This window comes from Pseudoselenomonas ruminis (assembly GCF_008271295.1).
GTDB lineage: Bacteria > Bacillota > Negativicutes > Selenomonadales > Selenomonadaceae > Selenomonas_A > Selenomonas_A ruminis.
Map to the genome: position 1 here is coordinate 14,426 of NZ_VTOY01000014.1, position 23,387 is coordinate 37,812.

At 46.9% G+C, this 23,387-nt stretch carries 21 protein-coding genes; 16 read left to right on the forward strand and 5 right to left on the reverse strand.

The window, feature by feature from the left end:
* The first annotated feature begins 68 nt into the window (after window positions 1-68).
* The 14 genes from FZ040_RS14375 (at window position 69) to FZ040_RS11780 (ending at window position 15,935) form a co-directional block, all read left to right on the forward strand.
* Window positions 69-4,286 carry a helicase-related protein gene (locus FZ040_RS14375; protein WP_488655853.1) on the forward strand — a complete coding sequence of 1,406 codons (4,218 nt, stop codon included), beginning with the start codon at window positions 69-71 and terminating at the stop codon, window positions 4,284-4,286.
* Window positions 4,287-4,423: 137 nt separating this feature from the next.
* Entirely contained in the window at window positions 4,424-4,951 is a 528-nt protein-coding gene (locus tag FZ040_RS11720; protein ID WP_149172156.1) for a type IV toxin-antitoxin system AbiEi family antitoxin domain-containing protein, read from the forward strand.
* Window positions 4,948-6,114: a nucleotidyl transferase AbiEii/AbiGii toxin family protein gene (locus FZ040_RS11725; protein WP_149172157.1), complete on the forward strand. Its 1,167-nt coding sequence runs from the start codon at window positions 4,948-4,950 to the stop codon at window positions 6,112-6,114. Before FZ040_RS11720 ends, FZ040_RS11725 begins: the two co-directional genes overlap by 4 nt.
* Before the next feature lie 206 nt (window positions 6,115-6,320).
* Window positions 6,321-6,737: a hypothetical protein gene (locus FZ040_RS11730; RefSeq protein WP_245582803.1), complete on the forward strand. Its 417-nt coding sequence runs from the start codon at window positions 6,321-6,323 to the stop codon at window positions 6,735-6,737.
* Window positions 6,738-6,892: 155 nt separating this feature from the next.
* Window positions 6,893-8,422, forward strand: coding sequence for a hypothetical protein (locus FZ040_RS14015; protein WP_187620322.1), 1,530 nt, complete (start codon window positions 6,893-6,895; stop codon window positions 8,420-8,422).
* A gap of 18 nt (window positions 8,423-8,440) precedes the next feature.
* Window positions 8,441-8,647 (forward strand): hypothetical protein, encoded by a 207-nt coding sequence (locus FZ040_RS11740; RefSeq protein ID WP_149172158.1) that lies wholly within the window; start codon window positions 8,441-8,443, stop codon window positions 8,645-8,647.
* 3 nt (window positions 8,648-8,650) lie between these two features.
* Complete coding sequence (locus FZ040_RS11745) at window positions 8,651-10,675, forward strand: zincin-like metallopeptidase domain-containing protein (RefSeq protein ID WP_149172159.1); 2,025 nt, start codon at window positions 8,651-8,653, stop codon at window positions 10,673-10,675.
* Window positions 10,676-10,687: 12 nt separating this feature from the next.
* Complete coding sequence (locus tag FZ040_RS11750; RefSeq protein WP_149172160.1) at window positions 10,688-11,200, forward strand: hypothetical protein; 513 nt, start codon at window positions 10,688-10,690, stop codon at window positions 11,198-11,200.
* A 191-nt stretch (window positions 11,201-11,391) separates the two neighbouring features.
* Window positions 11,392-11,595: a hypothetical protein gene (locus FZ040_RS11755; RefSeq protein ID WP_149172161.1), complete on the forward strand. Its 204-nt coding sequence runs from the start codon at window positions 11,392-11,394 to the stop codon at window positions 11,593-11,595.
* The gene (locus tag FZ040_RS11760) at window positions 11,553-11,792 is read left to right on the forward strand and encodes a hypothetical protein (protein WP_149172162.1); all 240 of its coding nucleotides are present in this window, start codon (window positions 11,553-11,555) and stop codon (window positions 11,790-11,792) included. Before FZ040_RS11755 ends, FZ040_RS11760 begins: the two co-directional genes overlap by 43 nt.
* 81 nt (window positions 11,793-11,873) lie before the next feature.
* Window positions 11,874-12,548 carry a TetR/AcrR family transcriptional regulator gene (locus FZ040_RS11765; RefSeq protein WP_149172163.1) on the forward strand — a complete coding sequence of 225 codons (675 nt, stop codon included), beginning with the start codon at window positions 11,874-11,876 and terminating at the stop codon, window positions 12,546-12,548.
* 74 nt (window positions 12,549-12,622) lie between these two features.
* Window positions 12,623-13,621, forward strand: a complete 999-nt coding sequence (locus FZ040_RS11770) for an HlyD family secretion protein (protein WP_149172164.1) — start codon at window positions 12,623-12,625, stop codon at window positions 13,619-13,621.
* Window positions 13,618-14,784 (forward strand): ABC transporter permease, encoded by a 1,167-nt coding sequence (locus tag FZ040_RS11775; RefSeq protein ID WP_149172165.1) that lies wholly within the window; start codon window positions 13,618-13,620, stop codon window positions 14,782-14,784. Before FZ040_RS11770 ends, FZ040_RS11775 begins: the two co-directional genes overlap by 4 nt.
* Window positions 14,781-15,935: an ABC transporter permease gene (locus FZ040_RS11780; RefSeq protein ID WP_149172166.1), complete on the forward strand. Its 1,155-nt coding sequence runs from the start codon at window positions 14,781-14,783 to the stop codon at window positions 15,933-15,935. Before FZ040_RS11775 ends, FZ040_RS11780 begins: the two co-directional genes overlap by 4 nt.
* Here the strand turns inward: FZ040_RS11780 and FZ040_RS11785 are convergent.
* Window positions 15,824-16,756 carry a Tad domain-containing protein gene (locus FZ040_RS11785; RefSeq protein WP_187620323.1) on the reverse strand — a complete coding sequence of 311 codons (933 nt, stop codon included), beginning with the start codon at window positions 16,754-16,756 and terminating at the stop codon, window positions 15,824-15,826. The two genes, FZ040_RS11780 and FZ040_RS11785, sit on opposite strands and share 112 nt — an antisense overlap.
* Between FZ040_RS11785 and FZ040_RS11790 the strand changes: the two genes are divergently transcribed.
* Both FZ040_RS11790 and FZ040_RS11795 read left to right on the forward strand, forming a co-directional pair.
* Window positions 16,743-17,390, forward strand: coding sequence for a hypothetical protein (locus FZ040_RS11790; protein ID WP_149172168.1), 648 nt, complete (start codon window positions 16,743-16,745; stop codon window positions 17,388-17,390). The two genes, FZ040_RS11785 and FZ040_RS11790, sit on opposite strands and share 14 nt — an antisense overlap.
* A gap of 583 nt (window positions 17,391-17,973) precedes the next feature.
* Window positions 17,974-18,978, forward strand: coding sequence for a tyrosine-type recombinase/integrase (locus FZ040_RS11795; protein ID WP_149172169.1), 1,005 nt, complete (start codon window positions 17,974-17,976; stop codon window positions 18,976-18,978).
* Window positions 18,979-19,279: 301 nt separating this feature from the next.
* Here the strand turns inward: FZ040_RS11795 and FZ040_RS11800 are convergent, their stop codons facing one another.
* The 4 genes from FZ040_RS11800 to FZ040_RS11815 are packed head-to-tail and all read right to left on the reverse strand — an operon-like array spanning window position 19,280 to window position 23,351.
* A complete protein-coding gene (locus FZ040_RS11800; RefSeq protein WP_149172170.1) occupies window positions 19,280-20,245 on the reverse strand; it encodes a type I phosphomannose isomerase catalytic subunit in 966 nt (321 codons plus the stop codon).
* Between the two features lie 30 nt (window positions 20,246-20,275).
* Window positions 20,276-21,607: a glycoside hydrolase family 26 protein gene (locus FZ040_RS11805; protein WP_255448869.1), complete on the reverse strand. Its 1,332-nt coding sequence runs from the start codon at window positions 21,605-21,607 to the stop codon at window positions 20,276-20,278.
* Between the two features lie 24 nt (window positions 21,608-21,631).
* The gene (locus FZ040_RS11810) at window positions 21,632-23,023 is read right to left on the reverse strand and encodes a glycoside hydrolase family 1 protein (protein WP_149172171.1); all 1,392 of its coding nucleotides are present in this window, start codon (window positions 23,021-23,023) and stop codon (window positions 21,632-21,634) included.
* A 10-nt stretch (window positions 23,024-23,033) separates the two neighbouring features.
* Entirely contained in the window at window positions 23,034-23,351 is a 318-nt protein-coding gene (locus tag FZ040_RS11815) for a PTS lactose/cellobiose transporter subunit IIA (protein ID WP_149172172.1), read from the reverse strand.
* Between the last annotated feature and the right edge of the window lie 36 nt (window positions 23,352-23,387).

Genomic DNA, 23,387 nt, shown 5'->3' on the forward strand with positions numbered 1-23,387 from the left:
TGGAAAATGTGGATGCAGAAACGGGTGTGTTCTTAGGCAAAGCAGATATTTTCACAGCCCGTACCGTTATGCCATCCTTTACGCCGGAAAAGGCGGAAACGGCCATGGATGCCCTGGCATTTTCCATGCAGGAAAAGGGCAAAGTGGACGTGGGGTATATGGCCAGCCTTATGCCGGAGACGAATGTGACCGACATCCTCAAAGAGTTGACGGATAAAAAGCTCATCTTCCAAGATTATCAGGATGGTGAATACAAGATAGCCGATGAATATCTCTCCGGCAATGTCCGTGCAAAAATCCGCTACCTGCAGGAAGAGCGGAAAAAGCTGCTTCTGGATAAGGAGCTTGCTGTGGCAAATATCACGATGCCCGATTGGCAGCCGGATTTTGCCCCGGAACATGACCTGGAGAAAAGAATCCATGATATTCTGAAGGACACCCAGCAGTATGTGCGCTCTGGCAATGGCCGCATCCGGGAAGGAGATTTGCATCAGGGGACAATCTATGGATTGTATCAGTTAAACGGGAATGAGCGCACATTTTATGAGAACCACGTTGCAGACCGGGAGTTCATGCTCCATATGGCTGGAGCCATGCGGCAAATCAGCTACCACTTTCCCGAGGAATATCGGAATGACCCAGTATTCTTGCTGGATGCCTTTCGATATGGCGTTAAGAGCATTTCCAATCAGGATGAAGCTGGAGCCGATATTCGGGATATGTTGGAGCACATGGAGCCGAAAGCCAATGTGAATTCCTATTTCCAGCCGGATTTCGTGCCTTACTACAAATTCCTGCACGAAAAACTCACCGCTGTTGACTATGCTCATTTAGAAAAGCAGAAGAAGGAAGAATACAAAAAGGAAATTATAGCTGCATGGCCTGCCTATAAGACGGCCTATGACAAGCAGGTGGAAGACATCGTTGCCAGCCGTCAGGACGAGCAGCTTAGTATCTACGAAGATAAGCTCCGGGACATTGAGGCCAATATCGAGGCGCTAGAGGAAGTGAAGCCCACGGACATTCCTTCCGAGGACATCCGGGTGACACTGGGAGCTACATGGCTGCCTATAAATTATGTGAAGGACTTCCTCACAGAGGAGCTTGACCTGTCTTATAGTGAAGCCAGAAAGCTCAAAATTGAGTATTCCAAGGCCTCTGGCAAATGGCATATTGACAATAAGGGAGGCTTCTTCAACACCAAGATAGACCAGATTTACGGCACCAGCGACATCAATGCCCTGAATCTTGCCGAGCTGGCCTTGAACCTCAAGCAGCCCCATGTCTATAAGAATACAGAAGATGGCAAGCGGGTGATAAACCCCGAAGCTACTTCGGCAGCACAGATGAAACAGGAAGACCTGAAGCGGGCTTTTGCTGATTGGATAATGAAGGACGAGAAGAGGGCTGCCAGAGTGACAGCTTTCTACAACGAGAACTTCAATGCGGTCGTTCCTCGGGAGTATAACGGCGAATACCTTCGTTTTCCCGGCATGAACCCGGCGATTGAGCTAAAAGACCATCAGAAAGCGGCCATCGCCCATACACTCTATGGCGGTAATACCCTTTTCGCGCATTCTGTGGGTGCCGGAAAGACCTATGAAATGATAGCTTCGGCCATGGAAGCCAAAAGGTTAGGGCTATCTCAGAAAGCTTTGATGGTGGTGCCCAAACATCTCACCGAGCAGACTGGGGCTGCCTTTATGAAGCTCTACCCCAAGGCCAAAATTCTTGTGGCCCAGCCCAGCGATTTTGAAAAGAAGAACCGTAAGGCCTTTGTGGCCAAGGTTGCCACCCAGAATTGGGATGCTGTCATTATGGGCTATACCCAGTTTGAGCGCATCCCCATCACCCCGGAACGCCGAATTGCCCTGCAGGAGCAGCGTATCGGAGAGTACGAGGATATGCTGGATGAACTTAGAGCCAATGAGGATTCCAGGTATTCCATCAAGCAGGTGGAGCTGATGCTGAAAAAGGCCAAGGAACGTCTGGAAAAAGCCCAGGATGAAGTGGAAAAGAACAAGGATGATATGCCTATCTATTTTGAAGAGCTTGGCATTGATAGGCTCTATGTGGATGAAGCCCATAACTTCAAGAATATCTATGTGGCTACCAAGATGAACAATGTAGCAGGCATAGGCACATCCGATTCCGTTCGAGCAAATGACCTGATGGATAAGTGCCAGTACATCAACGAGAAGACCAATTACAAAGGTCTCGTCTTTGCCACCGGCACCCCGGTTTCCAATTCCATGACGGAACTTTATATCATGCAGAAATACCTCCAGCCGCAAGTGCTGAAGGAAGCCGGTATCAACAGCTTTGACGATTGGGCAGCCACCTTTGGGGAGGCCGTAACTGGCTTTGAATTGAAGCCGGAGGGCAAGGGCTTTATGGAAAAGACCCGTTTCTCCCGGTTCTTCAACCTGCCGGAGCTGATGGCCATAGTCAAAATGACTGCTGACATCAAGACCGCTGATATGCTTGACCTGGATGTGCCTGACTGTGAAATGGTTGTTGACCAGATAGAGCCAACAGAAACCCAGTCTGACCTCGTAAATCATTTGGCTGTCCGGGCTGAATCCATCCGGGAAGGCGGCGTTGACCCCAGCGAAGACAATATGCTGAAAATCACCAATGAAGGCCGTATGCTGGCCTTGGATGAGCGCATTATCGACCCCACGCTGCCGGATAATCCGGGTAGCAAGGTCAATAAGTGCATCAAGAATGTCCTCGAAATCTACAAAGCCACCGAGGACAAAAAATCCACCCAGCTGATTTTCTGCGACAAGTCGGTGCCCAATAAGAAGGAGCCGAACAAGTTCAATGTCTATGATGATATTCGCAGGAAACTGGTGGAGGCAGGTGTGCCAAGGGAAGAAATCGCCTTCGTGCAGGAGGCCAAGGATGATGAAGCCAAGGAACAGCTCTTTGCCAAGGTAAGAGCCGGGAAGGTGCGTGTACTCTTAGGCGGCACGGATAATCTCGGCGTGGGCACCAATGTCCAGGACAAGCTTATTGCCACCCATGACCTTGATGTGCCTTGGCGGCCAGCTGACCTAGAGCAGCGCATGGGGCGTATCGTTCGCCGGGGCAATGAGAACAAGAATGTAAAGGTCTTCCGCTATGTTACCAAAGGAACCTTCGATGCCTACATGTGGCAGCTCATTGAGAATAAGCAGCGCTTTATCTCACAGATTATGTCCTCCAAGATTCCCACAAGGGAGGCCGAGGACTGTGATGAAGTGGTTTTGAGTGCTGCTGAAATCAAAGCGCTGGCGGCAGGTGATCCCCTGATTAAGGAAAAAATGGACGTGGATAACGCCTATAACCGCTTGAAGATGGACAAGGGGAGCTACCTGAAAAACAGGGAAATTATGTCCAAACAGGTAAAAGTAGACCTGCCGAACCGCATTGCCCAGAGTGAAAGCCATTTGGAGGCCCAGCTCAAGAATAAGGAAACGTGGCAGAATAACACCCATAAGACCACGAGGCTGGATGGAGAGGCACAGGAAGCCTTTGCCATGACTATAAACGGCGTGAAGTATCTGGATGAGAAAAAGGCTGTGGAGGCATTGGAAAAAGCACTTGACCCCATGGCTACCAAGAAATTTACCGGGGAATACAAGGGCTTCAAGCTCTCAACCCAATTTGACTGGATGAATAACTGCCCTTACATTCAGGCCGTAAACGCCACCGACTTCCGTATCGATATCTACGGCAGCAAGAAGCGTATTATGACGGCTATCAAGGGGATTGACAAGCAGATTGATAAACAAATCACGGAGGAAAAAGAAAATCTGGCAACCTTGAAGCATAACCTCGAAGTGGCCAAGAAGACCATGGAAGCCCCCTATCCAAGGGAAGATGAGTTTCAAAAATTGAAGGCGCGTTCAGAGGAAATCGACATGATACTGGCTGCTAAGGAAAAAGGCCTCACGAGCGCGAAGGAAATCGAAGGGGATGTGCGCCGGAGCCGCATTCTGAAGCTGGTGGATAAGGATGGCCATATGGACTTCACCAAGCTGGAAGGAAAAAACGATATAGAAAGGACTTACCTTTTCCGGGCAGCCGAAGCCCTGACCAAAAACGACAATGCCTATTCCCCTGATAATGCCATGAGCACAGACAAGGGCATAGCCGATTGCATGATTGCCAAGGGTTACGACCTCGAAAATATCTATAAGACCATTGAGGAGTTGTCTCCTAGCATGATAAAAGCCGTTGATGTGAAACGGCTGGTGGGAGAGAAGACAGAAACTGCCCAGTTGGCAATGGCTAGATAAGAAAGTATAGACCAATAAAATACATGAAAATATCTATATGTATTTTATTGGTCTATTGTGCTATAATGAGCATGGGGGTGATATATATGCCGCAGACAAGACAGGTTATCTGGCATAGACAGGAGCTACTTCGTCATATGACAACTTACAAATTCAAACAGATGGTAGCAAGCGGAGAATTGCAACGCATAAGAAAAGGTATCTACAGCTATCGTGACAGCGAGGAACCTGATAATGACATGGTACTGGCACAGCAATTCTTTCCTAATGCTATAATAAGCGTCTTCACGGCGGCAAATTTCCATAATCTCACCACAGTTATTCCGCGAACAGTTCAGATGACGCTGCCAAGTAGCGGGACGAGAAAACTATCAATGCCGGATTATCCCAGCATTGAAATATTCTTTTCTAGCGAAAAAAGCATTTCACTGGGAATGGAGCAGGTTGAAGTGGATGCTCATACAGTGAATATCTACAATCGAGAACGTACTGTATGTGATATGTTCCGATACCTGAACAAAACTGGAATAGATACCGCAATAGAAGTATTTAAGAATTACATGGGAGATATACGAAATAGAGATATAAATCTTCTGTTGGATTATGCGAAACAACTTAGGGTATATAAATATATCAGCCAATATGTGGAGGTTACGATTGGATGAATGATGTTAGCGTTAAAGAGCGGTTAAAAAATAAACGTAAAGAAACAGGAAAAAACTTTGATGAATTGCTGGTTTTATACGGAATCGAGCGGTTGCTTTATCGTATTTCCGTATCAGAACACAGCGACCAATTCATTTTGAAAGGTGGGGCGTTACTCTACACACTGTTGGACAATGATGCCAGAATGACACGTGATATTGATGTACTGGCCAGAAAACTACAGAATTCAAGGGAAAATATAAAGTCGGTAATGGAATCTATCTGCTCAATAAGTTCAGATGACACACTAACATTTGATAAGGATTCTATTTGTGTAGAGGATATAGCGGAAGATGCAGAGTATCATGGAGTTCGTTTTGTTATCACAGCTTACCTGGGCAAAGCGAAAATTCATCTGCAAATGGACATAGGATTTTCTGATGCAGTTTATCCGGAGCCAAAGAAAATAGAGTTTCCCTCGCTCTTAAAGATGGACAAACCTTATATGTATGCCTATCCAATAGAGGCCGTTATAGCAGAGAAGTATGAGGCAATGACATCGTTGGGAGACAAAAATAGCAGGTTCAAGGATTTCTACGACATTGTGATGCTTAGTAGAAACTATGACTTTGATGGCAGAGTTTTACAGGAGGCTATGACAAGTACATTCACAGGAAGAAATACGCAATTTTCTCATCATATCTATACAAACGATTTTGCAGCAAATAAGGAGCGTTTGTGGCAGGGCTTTAAGAATCGTATTAACAGTAGATTGGAGCTAACTTTTGAAGAAACACTTCGAGAAATAAAAAAATTTATTATGCCAGTACAATTGGCAATCGAGAAGGGGGAACATTTTTCTGATTTTTGGACGCGGAAAGGTTGGATTACAGCTGAAAAATATAATTCGAATGTAGATAATTCAACTATAGACTTAGAACTGCTTTACAAAGCTATAGAAAGTATGCCAGATAAAGACCAAGAGATGCTTGACCTTAACCACTTGATAAAAATAGAAAATCGAGAAATGGCAGTGAGTAAAATGGTAAACTTTCTGGTTAAATCAGGCAAAACTAATGAAGAAATAACCCATTTACTGTCACAGATAAAGAAGATGGCCATAGATAAATTAAGTCAGCCCCAATATGAGTACTTTAGGGACGATAGGTCACATAAAAAGTAAGGGTATCTACCAGTGTTATCTATCAATTAGTTGCTAATACAGTTTCGACCACTAAGATACATGTAAATATATTTATGTATCTTAGTGGTCGTTTTATATTTTGGGTTTACAATGATACACTTGGCGTATTTGCAACAAAAGTCCTTTTGTGGTAGAATTTTTCAGGGATTATAAACAACTATGAATTTTTAGGGGAGGAATTCTATTTGGCTACGACTAAGAAAACGACAACGGTAAAGAAGACTGCAACTGCTGCCGCAAAAAAGGCAGTAAAGACGGTTGCTGCCAAGGTTGCCGATGCGGCAGTGACTACTGCTGTTACAAAGGCTAAGGCCACTACTAAGAAAGTTGCTGGGAAGAAACAGCATGTATTTATCTTCTTCAACTGCAATGACAATAAGGATGCGCATTCCATGAATGCCCGTTACAACAATGAGGTTTTCGCAGATACGACTTCCGGCAGAAAAGCATTGTTGGCAAAGGTTGAAGCAGAAGTAGTTGCTGGTCGCGTAAATATTGCGGACAAAGATGCAGTGGAGCATGATATTCTCAAGGGTGACCCCACTGAAGCCAGCAGCAAGATTCAGTATGGCGATATTGAACGCATGATATTCATGGCATAAATCAAAGTGGCTCTCTGTAAAAGAGGGCCACTTTGATAATACGAACCTTCCAAGAAGCTGTCTTTGACGGCTTCTTTTTTTGCGTTGAGTAAAATATTGTATAGTTTTTCAGCCCCTAATCAGATTTACAATTACCCCATAGGAGGCGATTGTAAATGCTATATGTTGCAAGGGACGGTGCCGGGGACATTACGGCTATCTGTAATAACCCGACCACCGCCGAAAATCTACGGGCACTCATTGACGATAGTATCGAGGAAGTGCCAACTGCCGGAGCAGCAGAGGATTATGTTTTTACCATTAACGGCAAGGCTGGTTCCCAGCATATTGCCACCAACGAAGCGGAGGTAGTGGATTTCATCACTTCCACACCGGGCATCGAGTTCAAGAAAGACAGTCAGTTTTACGGCCTGCCGCAGGATGAAGCCATGGCGGCTATTCAGATTTGGCTGGATGATGGCCACATGGCCAACGAACTAACCGAAGAGTTAAACGGTGCCTTAGTAAGTGAGTATAGGATAAACACCATATATTCCAATGCTGCCCCCATGCTGGAAGGGCGAGACATTGACACTGCATTTAAAGAAATGTATGGCCAAGATTACCATGAGACAGCAGAAAAGGAGAAACCCATTATGAATCAGTACATGAATGAAGAACCAGAGATGGATGAAGCAAACATCGCCAGCATGATTGCTTCTATGGAAGGTTATATGGAAGATGTCAAGGAAGCGGCCCCGGCAGAGGCTTATGAACAAGTTGCTGCACCGGCAGAGGAACTTAAACAGCACATTGAAGATTGCCGAACTGCAGAAGAATGCTTTGGGCCTGAGCCTGCAATCTGGGAGGGGTATCAGCCCAAGCATGAGGAAGTATGCGACAGCTTAGATAATCTTTCCAAAACCTACCAGTCTGAAAACACCTCTACGGAAGCCAAGGCCGTAGCCTTAGACCACAGCACAGCTGCCTTGAAAAATGCCAATAATTACCTTGTGGAGCAGCTTACTGCGGTGGAGCGGCGTAATCAGGACATGCTGCGAGAAATGCAGGAACTCCGGCAGGAGCTGGCAGATATGCGTGCTTCCGTACAAGGGTACTCACCGGAGAAATTTGCCCAGAGCATGGCGGTGGCCATCAAATTCTTGGAGGAAGCCAATGGTATCTATAAACATGCCCAGCAGCCCGGACGGAACTATGGAAAACTCTACAAGCATACACGGCGTACCGTTCACAAAGTATACCGAGATGTGATTGATACTCCAAAGCGCATCAGAAATGCGGTCAAAGACAAGGCATATAGCGTAGTAGACAGCGGCATCCGCAAGATTGCCCGTGTCTTTGACAAAGGCCTCCAGAGCTTGCAGGAGAAAAAAGATAAGCTCATGGAAAAATCAGCAGCCATCAATGAAAAGAGAGATGCCATTTATGGCAGAAAAGCAGCCCCAATTCAGCCGGAAACGCCTGCAGAAGAAAAAGCAGACAACCACATGCTTAACCTGAACAGCCTTCTAAAGGATGAAAACCGGGATAAAGCCGTAAGCCAGCTGGTAGATTTTCTGGTAAAGGCAGGGAAAAAGCAAGATGGTATTACCAACCTGCTTTCCGAAGTCAAAGTCAAAGCTATGGCTGAAATGCAGAAACCGGAATACAAAGCCGTTCAGGCAGAGGCATCTACTACAAGATAAGCGAAGGGAGAACGTACCATGAATGAAACAAACTGCACCATGACCGAGGAAGAAATCAAGGCACAGGGCGTAATGGAGGCAGAGGATGCTGAAGAAACCATCACGGATGAAAACTTTGCCGAAGCTGCCGAGAAGAATGTTTGGGACGGCGAAAAATGGGTGACAGAGGAACAGTATAACCGGGATATTATGGCAGCTTTTGAAGCACAGAAAGGAGGCAAGTAAATCATGGCAGATATGAAAAAAGACTATTATCAGGAAGTCACCAATGAAATCATCAAGGCTATTGAAGAGGGAACTACACCTTGGCAGCAGGGCTGGGACAGCAAAGTGGGAGCGGCTATCGCCGCCGTTCCCATCAACGGCAAGACCGGCAGACCCTACTACAAGGATAATCTCATTCGCCTTTCCATCGTAATGCGCCGTCACGGCAATAGCAAAGACCCACGGTTCTTTACCTTCAAACAGGCCAAGGATATGGGGTACTCTATCAAGAAGGGAGCCAAGTCCACCCTTATCCGCATGGGTTTTTATGCCGAGAAAGACCTTGAAGGAAATGAGCTACCAGAGGATGAAAAGCATTGGACAAATAGATACTACCGTGTTTTCCACGCCACAGACTGCTGCCAAGGCATGACCTACGTTAAGGACGAGAATGGCAAACAAGTCTATGCCCCAGCCTATGACAGTGCAGGTAAACCGGTCTTAGTAGAGAGCAAGGGCAAAGACGGAAAGACTGTTATGGTTCCTAAGATGGAGCCGGTGATTAAGTATGAACCTATTCCGGAGTATGTGCCCAAGGCAGAAGGTTACACCCATGATGACCAGATTGAGCTTGCCGAAGCCATGCTGAAAAGGTCGGGAGCCAAAATCTTCAATGACCAAGCCAACCAATCCTACTACCGTCCCAGTGCAGATGAAATCCACCTGCCAGCTCCAGAAGCTTTCCCGGAAATTGCAGATTACTATGCCACGGCCTTGCATGAACTTGGTCATTGGACAGGGCATAGCAGTCGCTTAAATCGCTTTGGCATGGGGAGCGTGGACTTTGGCTCTCCCACCTATGCCAAAGAAGAACTCCGGGCAGAACTGGCCTCCACCTTCTTGTCAGCAGACCTTGGCATTCCCATGAATACCCAGAACCACGCCGCCTACATTGGCAGCTGGCTGAAAGCCTTGAAGGAAGATAAGACCGAAATCTTCAAAGCTGCCAACGATGCCTCCAAGATAGCCAAATACCTTGAGAACTATGTACGGGATTTGATGAAGGAAAAGCTTCAGTCAAAAAGCGCAGAGGAAGTCACGGAGAAAGGTGCAGCCGTGGAACCAGCCAAGTCTCAGGCTCCCAAAGAAAAGACTGCCACCAATCCCAGTAAGCCTGAAGAAAAGGCTGTCACGGCAGAAGCGCAAACCAAAGGAACCACCGAGGAAGTCAGCAAACCTGCCACTAAGCTCTATGTGGCCATCCATCAGCTAGGAGAAGGCCATGATTGGCACTTTGACAGCTGGGAAGAAGCCAGCAAGACCCATAATGCCAAGAATCCCTTGAACTTCAAGGCCTACGAACAGAAATGGCAGGAAGCCTATGAAGCCAAGGGAGAGAATATATCGTCCATTCTCGAACACATTTACACCGAGCACAACGCAGACAACAGACCGTCCGGACAGGTGATGTCTTCCCTGTCTATGAGTGATGTAGTACAGGTCAATGAGCGTTACTTTTATGTAGACAGCGTAGGTTTTCAGGAACTTAACGTCAAGCCTTTCAAGGATATGGAGCTTATGACCCCGGTTTCCAATGAAAAAATCGAAAAGACCATTGCTGCAGACCGAGAGGCCATAGGCGCAGACAAGCACGATGCTTACCAAAAGAGCTTCAACGAGGCTTATTTTGCCGGTTCCCCGGTAAATTTCTCGAATTCCGGTACGGTGGAGGACGATTATAACAATTTTATCTTCAATAATGCCCAGAAATACAGTCTTTCCAGCCTCCGCTCTGCGGATCAGGCTGGATGGGAAAAAGCAGACGAGGCTTTTTTAGAAGAAGTTGCCCATAAGAGCTGCGAGAAAAACGGATATGTAGATAAGACCGACATTGACCGGGCCACCATAACCCTCTTCAAGTTAAGCCCCAGAATGGCTGTGCTGGAAGGGGACAAACAGGAATATACCAAAAAGCTCAAAGATAACGTTCTGGCATCCGAATTCTGTAAGGAACATACGACCACCAAGACAGCGGCAGCGGTCAGATAATAGGTATCGCCAATGAGAACCATAGTTACAGATGTAGACGTAGAACGCTCCTGCGGTGGTCAGTATTTCACCATTTACATCAAACAGGGTAAGCTGGCCGGTAATATGCTATTGCTGCAGGAAGCCATAGCAGACAAAGGGAAAAAAATCAATGAAGCCGCACAGGATTATATAGACAAGCATGAAGAAGATATACCCATACTGGCGGAACTTCTGGATATCAAAGCCGTTGGAACTGTTACACGATATCTGGTCGATAGGTCGCTGGCAAGTAAGTCAGGCATGGTATTCGTTGAAAATGACAGCGAAGAAATAGAAATCCTTGTGGCTGAATTACATGAGACAGACAGTAGTATTTGCACCTTTGATGATGTATTGACCAGCCTAGAAGCGGATTGCCATAATATTCCTGCCTTACGTGACAGTGTAGAATACCACAGGCCTGATGAATACAGCCCCGATGGAGAGCCGCTAATTCATTGCTATACAAGTATTTCTGGATTATTTATCAATAAAATAGTTTAATGCTTAATATAAAATTTAGCTAAGATGAAGTCGTCCACAGGACGACTTTTTTTCATATATAAGTAAACTAAGCAGGAGAACGAAATAATATGGAAAATTAAATAATGATAAGGTTAGCACTATTTACCAAGATAGAAATATGAGTAAAGAATAAGAAAATTTTTTCGCAATGGATGGAAGAGGGTGCGAGGATGAAGCAGGGCCGTTTTGATGAACGTCTGGATGAGATTATGGTCCGGGCGGCTATGCGCCTGCAGGAAAGGATGCGGCTGGCCTATTTCCGGGGAAATCTGACCGGCTATCTGGAGCGGATCGGGCTGGCTGGTGAGATTGATCCGGAGCGGCAATCATCATGGCGGCAAAGATTCGGCAGGCGCGCAGCAAGGGATATTTGAAGGAATGGATGAAAACGTTGAATATGCAGGAGCTTTTAGTCAGACATCCAGACTCTCCGCGCGGCAGCAGTGCCGCGGTGAAATCAAAAAAGCAGCCATCCTGCCCGCTGAAGATGGTAAAAGGAAAACATGCTTCTAAAACGAGCAGTACCACAGAACGAAAGACATCCAAGCCACAATTTACCCTGATCCAATGAAGAAAGCAAGGGAAGTTGTGTATTGACAATCAGGGGGGGTTATTTTATTATTGAGTTGAACATGTTAAAGGAGGCGGCAGGATGCGGAAGAAAACGGAGCTGTCCGAAGATCATCTTAAAGATGTGAGGCGGCGCGTACTCAACAGTACGAAAACATTGCTGGTTCAGTATGGTTACAAGCGCACTACGATTCGTATGATCGTAGAGAAATCCGGTGTCCTTATCGGCAGTATTTATTATATTTTTAAGAATAAAGAGGATATTTTCCAGTCGTTAATTTTGGAAATGGTACAGCATGGCATTGCCAAGATTGAGGAACGCTGTCCGGATGAAACGCCGGCCTTCCGTTTGGCGGCGATTTGTGAGCTGGAACTGAAAGAAATGGAAGCGGCGCCCATTATCCGGGATGTTTACAAAGAAGGATATGATTCCAATATCGTTTTTGAGCATATGGTCAGTCAGTTTGTTCTGCTGGCTCACCATATTTTTGATGGGACTGAGCTGGAGGCAACGGAAGCGGAATATTATGAACGGATGCTCCTGATAAAAGGAGCCATGCGGGCCTGTATTGCCGAGCTTTATTTTGAGCAGACGCATGACCATGTCAGAAGCCGGGCCGAGCTGATGGCACTGGCACTGAATTTGTTTCATGTGCCGTCTCTGGCTGTTCATCAGATTATCGCACGCATTGAGGAAAAAGAGGAATTGTGGCTGGCTATCGCCAATGATCTGGCGATGCGCCCTATCGGCGAGTAAAGGCTCTGCCGAAATCGGCAGACATTCTTTTTATTCTTTATTTGAACATATTTAATTAATGGAGGAATGGATTGATGAAACGGATTTTTGCTGTGGCTATCGTTTTATGGCTTATCGTTCTGAATTTTGGCTGTGGCAGGCAAAATTCAGAACGACGTGTGGAATGGGGACGTGCGGATGCAAAGGAGATCGATGTGAATTCGAAAATTGCCGGGCGTGTTGTAGAGCTTTTCGTAAAAGAAGGCGATGAGGTAAAAGCCGGACAGGTGATCGCCCGGATCGACAAAAGGGATCTTGAGACGAAGAAAAGACAGTGCGAAGCCAATATCGAGGCGATTCGATCACAGCAACGCCAGTCTGCTGCTGTGACGGTCATGCAGTCTGGAACGGCACAGTCGGCGTTGGCTGCGGCCCGGTCGGCACAAGACAGAGCAGGTGCCGATTTATCTCAGGCAGAGGCCGATTATCAGCGTTATGCCGAGCTGGTTGCCAGTGGCGCGGTATCCCGGCAGACGTATGAGCAATTCCGGACGAAATATGAGGTGGCGCAGGCTGCTTATCAGCAGGCCGTCGCATCTGTGCGGCAGGCACAGGCTGGTCTTGGGCAGACGGCAGCGGATGAGGCGAATGAAGCAGTCATGGCGGGCAAATTACAACAGGCGCAGGCCGCTCTGCAGGAGGTAGAGGTTTCCCTCGATGAGACAGAAATTCGTGCTCCATTCGATGGAGTTGTTACGGAAAAATATGTGGAAGAGGGGTCGATGATTTCTACTGGCACACCACTCATTGCCGTCCAGGATACATCGGATAACTGGGTGGACCTTAAGGTACCGGAAACGCAGCTGTCCGATTATTTTGTCGGTCAGGATGTTAGCTTGATTGCTCGTGACGGAAAGACAAAAGTGGCGGGAACCATTACCGACATAAGCAAGAAAGCGGAATTTGCTACACAGCGTGCAACCAGCGAACGGGGTGATGCGTCGGATATCATAAGCTTTAATGTGAAGATACAGGTCAATGATCCGGCCCTGCGCCCCGGAATGAGATTCCGTCTGGCGGGGGGTGAGAAATGATGGGTGGAACATTCCAGGAGGTGTTTCTGGACTCTTTCCGCAGTTTGTTCAGCGGGCGGGTGCCGCTCGCTGCGCTGCTTATCGGCGCGCCTTTAGGTTTTACGCTACTGTTCGGTACGATTTATAAAGAAAATGTAGTCAATTACATTCCTTTGGCTGTTTATGATGAAGATCAGAGCAGTTTGAGCCGTCAGTTTATCCAGTCTTACCGTGATTCTGACCGCTTTACCGTGACGGATTATGTAAGCACCGAGGAGGAGATGAGACAGACCTTGCTGGAGGGGCGGGCTTTGGCCGTGCTGGAGATACCGAGGGATTTCTCCCGGGATATTCATCTGGGACGCGGCTCCGATGCTATGCTTATGGTGAATTCTGCCAACAACATGTTTGGCAACGCCGCTTTGAGCGCATCACAGGAAATTGCGCGGAGTTTTTCTCTGGCGGTTTCTGCCAATTTGTTGGAAGCAGGCGGCCTGCTGCCGGCAGCTGCCTGGAACAATGCTTATCCTGTCCGATTAGGAGTTCGTATTACCGGGAATCCGGCGAATGGCTATACTTCGTTTATGCTGTCCGGCCTGATGCTTAACGGTCTGCAGATCGGCGTCATGGTCACTCTGGCACCGTTGCTCATCACGGAGCTTCTGAGACGGCGCTATGGGAAAAAATATCTTTCCTGGCTTCTGATTATGGCCGGGACGCTCCCTTATTGGCTGACCGCCATGGCGGGATACCTGCTGTCTCTTTTCGTCGTTATCGGACTTTTTGCGGTGCCAATGCGTGGGAGCTGGCTGGATGCCATGATTCTTGGCGGATCCTTTCTATTTTTTGTCTGTGGTGTCTTACTGCTTTTTTCTGCCTGCGTGCCTTCCCGGGAACTTTCCCTTCAGGCGCCAATGGTTTACATTATGCCGGGGCTCCTTTACAGTGGGCTTTCCTGGCCTGTCTTTGATATGAATAGCGTGGCGGCTGCTTTTGGCAGAATGCTGCCGATGACGTATGCCGGTGATGCGTTGCGCGATATTATGCTTTCCGGTTATGCACCGGAACTGGCTGGCAATATTATCATAATGACCGGCGGCGGTTTGCTTTGCGCTTTGCTGGCCGGAATGGTGTTCCATTGGCGTCGTCTGCGCAGCTGGAGAAAGGAAGGGGCAGAAACGTGAAACAGCTGATCTCGTTGTTTTGTTTGGAGATTCAGGAAATCCGTGGCGACCTTCGGCGTCTGACTTTCTTGTTTGGCGCGGCGCTGGCTTACCTTATTGTTTTTGGCATGCTCTATTTGCCCAATATCGTGACAGCGGTTCCCTGTGTCATTCTGGATGAGGATAATTCTTCGCTAAGCCGTCATCTGGTTCAAGATTTTGAGGCGAGTGACAGTTATCGGATTGTTGCCTATGTCAATACGCAGGAAGAGATGCGGCAAACCCTGCATGAAAAAACAGCGATTGCTGCGATCGATATTCCGCACGATTTTGCGAAAAAAGCGGGAACCGGAGGGTATGCAACCGTATTATATCTGGTCAATGGTTCAAACATTATTCTGACCAATATCACCAGCTCTGCTGCGCAGGATATTCTGACGGATTTTTCCAATCATCTGGCAGTCCACCAGACTGCTTTACGCTATGGAATGAGTGAGGAAACGGCATTGAGCTATATTGCCCCGGTTGCCGTACATCTGCGTGTTCTGTACAATGCGACGCAGGGATATATGCTTTTTTTCCTTCTTGGTCTGGCTATGGTCGCTTATCAGCAGGGCGTCCTTTTTGCAGTTGGGGCTTCCTCGCTATACGAAGCGGAGCATCCTGAAAACATGCAGGATGCTCCGGTATGGGCAATGATTCTGAGTAAAACAGTGATCTACTGGCTGCTGGGAATGGTTTCGTATGCGTTGGTAGCTGTTTTTGTCACACAGGGGCTTGGCATTGTTTTGCATGCATCGCCGGGAAGACTGGCTTTACTGGCAGGTGTTTTCTTGTTGGCGGTCATTGGCTTTTGCATCTTCTTTTCCGCATTCTTTTCCGCAGAACTGTCCTTTGTTCGTGCGGCCATTCTATATCCGGTTCCGGCGTTTATTCTTTCCGGATATACCTGGCCTGCTGAATCCATGGGAAAAGGCATGCAGCTGCTGTCACAATGTTTTCCGCTTACCCATTTTTCCAATACGGTGAGGGAGCTTTTTCTGATAGGAAGTTCCCCTCATTATGGAGAATGTGTCGGGAAACTTCTTCTGCTGGCACTGCTGTTTTTTGTTGCCGGTGGAGTACTGTACCAGCGGCGGCTGCGAATTTCACGGCAGAGAATGAAACCATGAGAACGCTCACTCTTCAAGAAGCGTTGCAATGACCCGGGTTTTCCCTTTGTCGGTTTTATTCGGAAAGAGCGAAGCATAGCAAAGTCCACCTCGCCGAACGGTGCGTAGATAGCACCGCTGAATGTATGAGATTGGCCAGATGGATCGCTGTTAATGAATTTTATACTGCTTTTGGCCAGATGAGAAATTTTTGCCTTTTTGGTCTTATAGACCGGGTCGGCACGATTTCCGTCTTTTCCATCGGAATTATAGGTTTCGGCATCGGTGGTGGAATATTCCGTATCGGTTGGAGAATAGATCAGGACAAGATTGTTGTTCGTATAATCATTGGACACATCAAAAACAATAGAGTCTCCTCCGTCCACGATAACATAGGTTAAATGACTGAGGGGACGGGTGAGCTTGAATTTATTACTATAGTAGCGAAGTTCTACGATCTGTCCGTCCCATTGGGAGAGATCGATTTCCGGATCGAACTGGGATACCTGTCTGGGAATCTGCCCATGATTGGTCTTGCTTAGGTTTCCATCAAGAGATTGATCTGGGATATAGATGCTTCGGCGGGCGCGAAGGCGGTTGATATGATCCTGCATGTTTTGATCAAACAGGTAGGCTTGTTCGTCCGGAACAAGCCGCATGTGTTTGTACGTGTTGCTGGCGGCATCAGCGGCATTTTGAAGCCGGGATTTTTCAAGATACAGGCTCCCGCAGTCAACAGCCACACTGGTCAGGCCAAGCAGGAGTGGCAGAGTGAGAGCAGTCAGGAGAAGCATTGCGCCTTGTTGATTTTTAATGATGAGAAATAAAATGGAAAATAGCAAATATAGATGTCCACATTGCGGAAGTGATAACACGCGCTCTTTTTCAATCATATATAGTGAAGGTCATGGAACCGGAGTAGAAATACACAGAGAAATTGTGGGACATAACGTCCAATCAAAAGTTACCACATACGCTGATGGTCACAAAGAATCAAAAGTCGTCGGAAGTACTCCCGTTTATGGGAATGTTTCACATACAAATTCATATACATCTGATTTAGCACAATCTGTAGCCCCACCATCCCCTCCAACAATAACGCCAGATAAAGTGAGTGGTGCCGGTTCAGAAACCATAGGCGAATTAATAGGGGGAATAGGCTGCCTCGCTCCTATTATTGCTTTTCTTGTATGGCTAATAGTATCATTTGCAAACACATTTGGTTTTATCAACGTAGCAGATTTTTGGGATACAAGCTGGCATGGTGCATTTGAATTTATGAAAATAGTGGCCGAAGCTGTATCTGTTCTTATCGTTTTACATTGTATATATGATTATAAGAACAAAAAAATACATGCTGAAGAACAACGAGAAAACGCTAGGCAGAATATGGAAAAATATAGAAAAGCTAAAGCGGCTTGGCATCATTCATACCGGTGTTTACGGTGTGGTCACTCCTTTTTAGTAGATGAGTAAAGGTACATGACTGTAAGTCTTCATATATTTTGTGGTCAGGTTAAGATTAAGTTATCTAAAAATCGACCTCACAGAATTGCCTATAAGACACGATACCGCACTCAAGCATATAAAGTATCGCAAAATCAAATATCGGCGCTCAGAAGGGCTATAAATCGCTATGGCCCTTTTTTCGTTAAAAATCCAGCCGTAAAGGTGTACATTTACAATCTAATTGTCATCGCGTTCGTAAATTTTCGATTTTTGAATTTACTGGACGTTCAAAAATATATTAGCCTTTACGGAAAAACGACCTCACAGAATTGCTTATAAGCCCCATCTGGAAGATTTTGCATATAAAGTATAGCGTGTACATCTAAAAACGCTTACAGGCAATTATAGGGGCTATGATTTGAATTTTACTATTTCAGACTGATAAATAAGCATAAATCGGTATTTTATGTCCGTTTTGTCAGTCTGAAAATTTCCCCACAATTTAGTGTTGCTAATGCCGATTATCCACAGTAAAATGTTAATAAAGAATTTTTTCATCAGTCCTACCTCGAATATCATAATTATCTGATAACTAAGAAGGAGGCCAGCCATGCCTGACAACAATTTGATAGTAACAACTAATCAACTGTCCTCGACTTTGGATGTTCAGCAGATTACCCCAGACTATTTTTTAGCCCATTATGCCGAATTCATTCCCCGTGTCATCGCCAAAGGGAATCCATCCTCGGATACCATGCGGCACTACTGCAATCAGATTGACTTCTTCATCCGTTGGTGCATTGCCCATGAAAGGCATCCGCTTGCTTTGAACGAATATCAAATTATGATGTATCGGGAGTTCCTGCTGAACCGGCAGTATAAGCCCGACAGCATCCAAGTCATGTTGGCCTCCATTCGTGCCTTTTACACGGCAGCGAAGAAAATTGACCTGATAAAGGTCAACCCAGCTGCCGATGTAGAAGCTCCGTCCATCGGCAACAGCACTGACGCCCTGCTGCACTTCTACTCACCGCAGCAGATGAATGAAGTTGTCCGTGTCTTCGATGCAGATGCGGATGCATTCACCAGAACCAGAAACAAGCTCATCCTTTATCTGATGGGCGTCGAGGGTCTGCGAAACATCGAGGTTCATCGGGCTTGCGTGGAGGACATCAACTGGGAAGCCAGTGCCATTATGGTACGAGGTAAGGGAACCAAGGGCCGGATGGAGCCTATCTACCCCTGCGAGGAAACCTTCGAGCTTATCGAGGAATACCTGAAGGCTATCCCCACCAACCACAAGGTAAAAAAGGACGGCGTTCTCACGCCGTTGATTCTGTCTTCTTCTAATAGGAACTTTTTGGGCCGTATCTCCCGGAATGGCATCCGGGCCATTATGAATAAAGCTCTGGAGGCCTGCAACCTGAAACACCCAGGCTACTCCTGCCACGTGTTCAGGCACAGCTGCGGCACCAATCTGTACCAGGAAACCAAGGACCTGCGACTTGTCCAGGACATTCTTCGGCACCGTGACCCAAAGGTTACGGCCAGGTATGCCCATGTGGCTGACAAGCTATCAAAGAGGTACACATCAAAGCTGGTTCCGCATGACTAAAGATAAAAGCTGGCTACCATTGGCCAGCTTTTATCTTTACGTAGTCCAAGAAAGAAACTACGATTGCCCCTTTCTCCTCGTGGCAATCACATGTAATAGTCTTCCAGCTCCCCTTTTTCGTAGCAATACTGCAGATATGAAGGCTTTCAACTAGAAAACTTTAGGTATTTCTAGTTGATTATGTACCTAATCTTTTCTATCTAGGTGTTTCAAACCCTTGGTTTTGCTAAATTTTCCTTTACCTTTACCTAGACGGTGGTTGAAAAAAAATTATGAGGAAAAACTTGCTCCTGTCATCGTATTAAACCGAGCTTAAGATAAACGCTCCTTTGCCACTCACTTGATACTTCCCTGTTTTTGCCGGTAAAAAGGCCGTTTCGCCTTGCAGCAGTTTTGTTTTCCCACCTTCAGCGACAATTTCCATTTCACCGCGAATCACAGTCAACGCCTGAAAGGATTCCTCGCCGCATCGCAGGGGGCAGCATCCATTCAGTTCAAAATGATATGCTGTGAAATATTCACAGGAGGCCAGCAGACTTGCTTTTGCATCCGCAAAGATATTTAATGCAGCCAGCGGCTTTGTGTCTCTGGTGGGAGGAGCCAGCTTCGTAACCTCCTTGGCTTTCTCTACATGCAGTTCCCGTGGCTTTCCATCCTTGCCTACTCTTCCATAATCATAAATGCGATAGGTGGTGTTGGAATTCTGCTGGATTTCACAAATTAAAATTCCTTTGCCAATGGCATGGAGCGTACCTGCTTCAATAAAGAAGACATCTCCTTTTTTCACCGGCACCTGATTGCAGACTTCCAGCAAGGTATTGTCGGCAATGCGGCGGGCAAATTCATCAGGGGTAATTTCCTGCTTGAATCCATACAGCAAGCTTGCCCCCGGTTCGCAGTCCACGATGTACCACATTTCTGTCTTGCCGTATTCGCCCTCTACACGCAGGGCATAGTCATTATCAGGATGAACCTGTACAGAAAGATTGTCCCTGGCATCAATAAGTTTGATTAGCAGGGGGAAGTAGGAAAACTTTTCCGCATTCCTGCCCAAGACATCTTTGCCCTGCTCCTGGATAAATTCTGCCAAGGTCTTGCCTTTAGCCTCGCCATTTTCAATCATGCTCAGCCCGGCCTGATGACAGGATAATTCCCAGCTTTCGGCTACCTTGTCCAAATCGGTTTCCTTATGATATTCATGTTTCAGCCGTGTCCCTCCCCAAAGATAATCTTTGAGGGGGGCTTTTAGCTTCAAGGGATAAAACACCCTAATCACTCCATTTCCCTAGAAAAATTTTTACCTGCCCAACGGACGGTAATCAACCAGACCATCGGCGAACAGGCTTGTGTCCTCATTGTAGAAGTTGACAAAATCATTCACCATTTCATGCCCCTTAGTTTTGCTGACCATATAGGGAGCAAAGAAATTGTGCGGCAGCTTTTCAAAATTTGACCAGGTCATGAAGTAAGCGGCCTGATGTTTGGCACAGATAGCGGACACTTTGCTGAACCATTGCTTGTCTTTATTGCCTGTTATGGCCAGACTGCCGCCCTGACGAACACCTGCCTCTGTAAGAGCGAGGACTTTTCCATGCTTTTCTGCCAATCCCTGAATGAGCTCCAGGGACTTGTCGAGATTCAAATAATAGCTTCCCGTCTGGTCATCATCATAGGTATCTATGCCGTAAATGTCAACCCATGCATCACCGGGATAATGGGTGAAGTATTCCTGTTCATTCTGGAAGGGTCCATTAGGGGAATAGGCATACAAGAAATTATGTACGCCCTTTTGGTCACGCAAATAAGTTACCGTATACTCCCACAGCTTTTGGAAATCCTTTGCGGATGTGGATTTTACGCCCCACCAAAACCAGTAACCGTTATGTTCATGCAAAGGCCGGAAAATGACGGGAATGCCTTTTTCCTGCATACGCAAGCCATAATCTGCCACCAAATCAAGATACTGATTGTAAACGCTGTTAAGGTTCCCACCCGGCAGGATGCGGTGGGCAACATTGCCTTCCAGAATATGGGGTGAGTAGGAGCTGTAATCCACTTCTCCTGTCACAGCAGCTTTCCTGGCTACCCGGTCAAAGTTTGGCAGGTGCATGGACAGGGTGATGATGCTGCCCTCCTCAGCAGCCTTGGCGGTTTTTTCTGCCATGCGTTCCACATAGCGGATTCCCATATTCCAATCGGAATCGTCAAGCCGCAATTCATCCCCGGTAAAGGAAAGGCTGTCAAAGCCCACCACACCGGCCAGAGCACCGGTTACATCCTTCGTATCTGATTCCGAGCCATTTTCAGGGCGAAACATTTTATGATGTACATCGTTTTCGTGCCCGTAAATAACCTGGCCGCTCTTGCCCACAGCATGCAAATAGCGGTACAAGGCAACTGCTTCCGATGTGGCCTTTGCATCTACGGGATGCAAATCCTGATTGACATATGGGGCAAGCCTGGTCAAAGTTGCCGCCTCCTTGGCGGCCTTTTCGGCATCAGGTCGGACAGTTTTTTCTATATAGGCAGAATCATTGGCATCGGTCAGCGGATTGGCCAGCACGCCAACTGGTGCCATGGCCAGCAAGCCACAGACCGCACTTATGAGTATACGGGATTTTTTCATCATTCAATTACCTCCCCAAGCTTGTTATCAAAAACCATTGTTCTGGCTGACTTCCTTCATCCAATAGCCTGATTTCTTGATTGTTTTCTGCTGGTTGCTCAAGTCCACGGCGATGAATCCGTATCTGTTCTTATAGGCATTTTTCCATGACCAGCAGTCGATGGGCGTCCACATATGGAAGCCGAAACAGTTTGACCCTTCCGCAATGGCCTTATGCAGGCAGGCAAGATGTTCTTTCAGGAAATCTATACGGTAATCATCCTCGATATAGCCGTCCCTGTTGCGGAATTTTTCCTCGCCTTCCACGCCCATGCCATTTTCGGCCACATACCAGGGAATATTGCCACACTTGTCACGCACCTCTATGGCGATGTCATAAATGGCCTGCGGATAGATTTCCCAGCCACGATAGGGATTCATCCTTGCCCCGGGCATTTCATATTCCTCAAAATGCTTTTCCGGCAGCCAGCCCCGGGATTCATCAAAGGCATTTTCCCTGGCCTTTGCCCGGAATGGATGGTAGTAATTGATACCGAGAAAATCGACGGTGTTTTCCTTGATGATGGCCAGTTCCTCCGGCGTTGAGTCCCAAAGCACGCCATCTTCTTTCAGGACATCTGTCAGCGACTGGGGGAATACACCTTTGACCGCCGGATAGAGAAAGGCATTGTTCTTGAAGTCTTCCGCAAAAGCAGCCGCCTTGATATCTGCTTCATCCTGGGAACGAGGGTAGGCCGGTGTCAAATTCAGCACAATACCGATTCGCCCGCCCTGCTTTGCACAAGAAGAACGATGAAATGCCTCAATGACCTTTGCCGAGGCCAGGTTCAGATTGTATATTACCTGACAGGCCTTTTTGCCATCCACCACATTTGGATAGTGGAACTGATAGAGATATTCGCCTTCCGCTACGACCATGGGCTCATTAAAGGTTATCCAGTCCTTGACCTGCCCGCCGAAAAGCTCAAAACACTTTTGGGCAAAAATGACGAACAGCTCCACGACCTCTTTGGATTCCCAGCCGCCATATTTTTCATAAAGCTCAACGGGCAAATCGAAATGATGCAGGTTGATAACCGGGCGTATCCCCTGCCGCAGGAACTCTTCAATCACCTTACGATAAAATTCTGCCGCCTCCGGCTCCACAGTTCCTGCCTCGAAGTCCTTCATCAGGCGTGTCCACTGAATAGATGTGCGGACACTGTTCAAGCCCACCTCTTTCATAAACGCAATATCCTGAACATAGTCATTGTAAAAATTCGAGGCAACATTGGGGCCTACACGGTCAAAAAACGCCTCCGGCTCTATATCATACCAATGGTCAAAAACGCTCTTATGTACTTTATGGAAGCGTCCTTCTGACTGGGGGCCTGAAGTAGCCGCTCCCCACCAGAAATTATCCGGGAATTTATACTGCATATTCGGTCTCCTATTTCCTTAACGTTTCATACATTTCTACCATCAGCTGGGCCATATCCCGCACAGCCAGGGCAGTCATAAAATGGTCCTGTGCATGGATAAGCAAAATGGACTTTTCCACCGGCTCACCGTCACACTCTGCCGACATCATAGCCGTCTGTATGTCATGAGCCTCGCCAATTTCCTTGCCAGCCTCCTTAAGCTTCTCCTTGGCTGCCTCTGCATCCCCGCCTCCCAGCAAATCACGGACGGCCTCAATGGCCATGGAGCGTCCCGTACCGGAATGGAGGATGAGCTGCATGGACTGTTCTACTGTTTTTTCATTCATTGTAATCACTTGCCTTTTCTGAATTTTCTTTACATG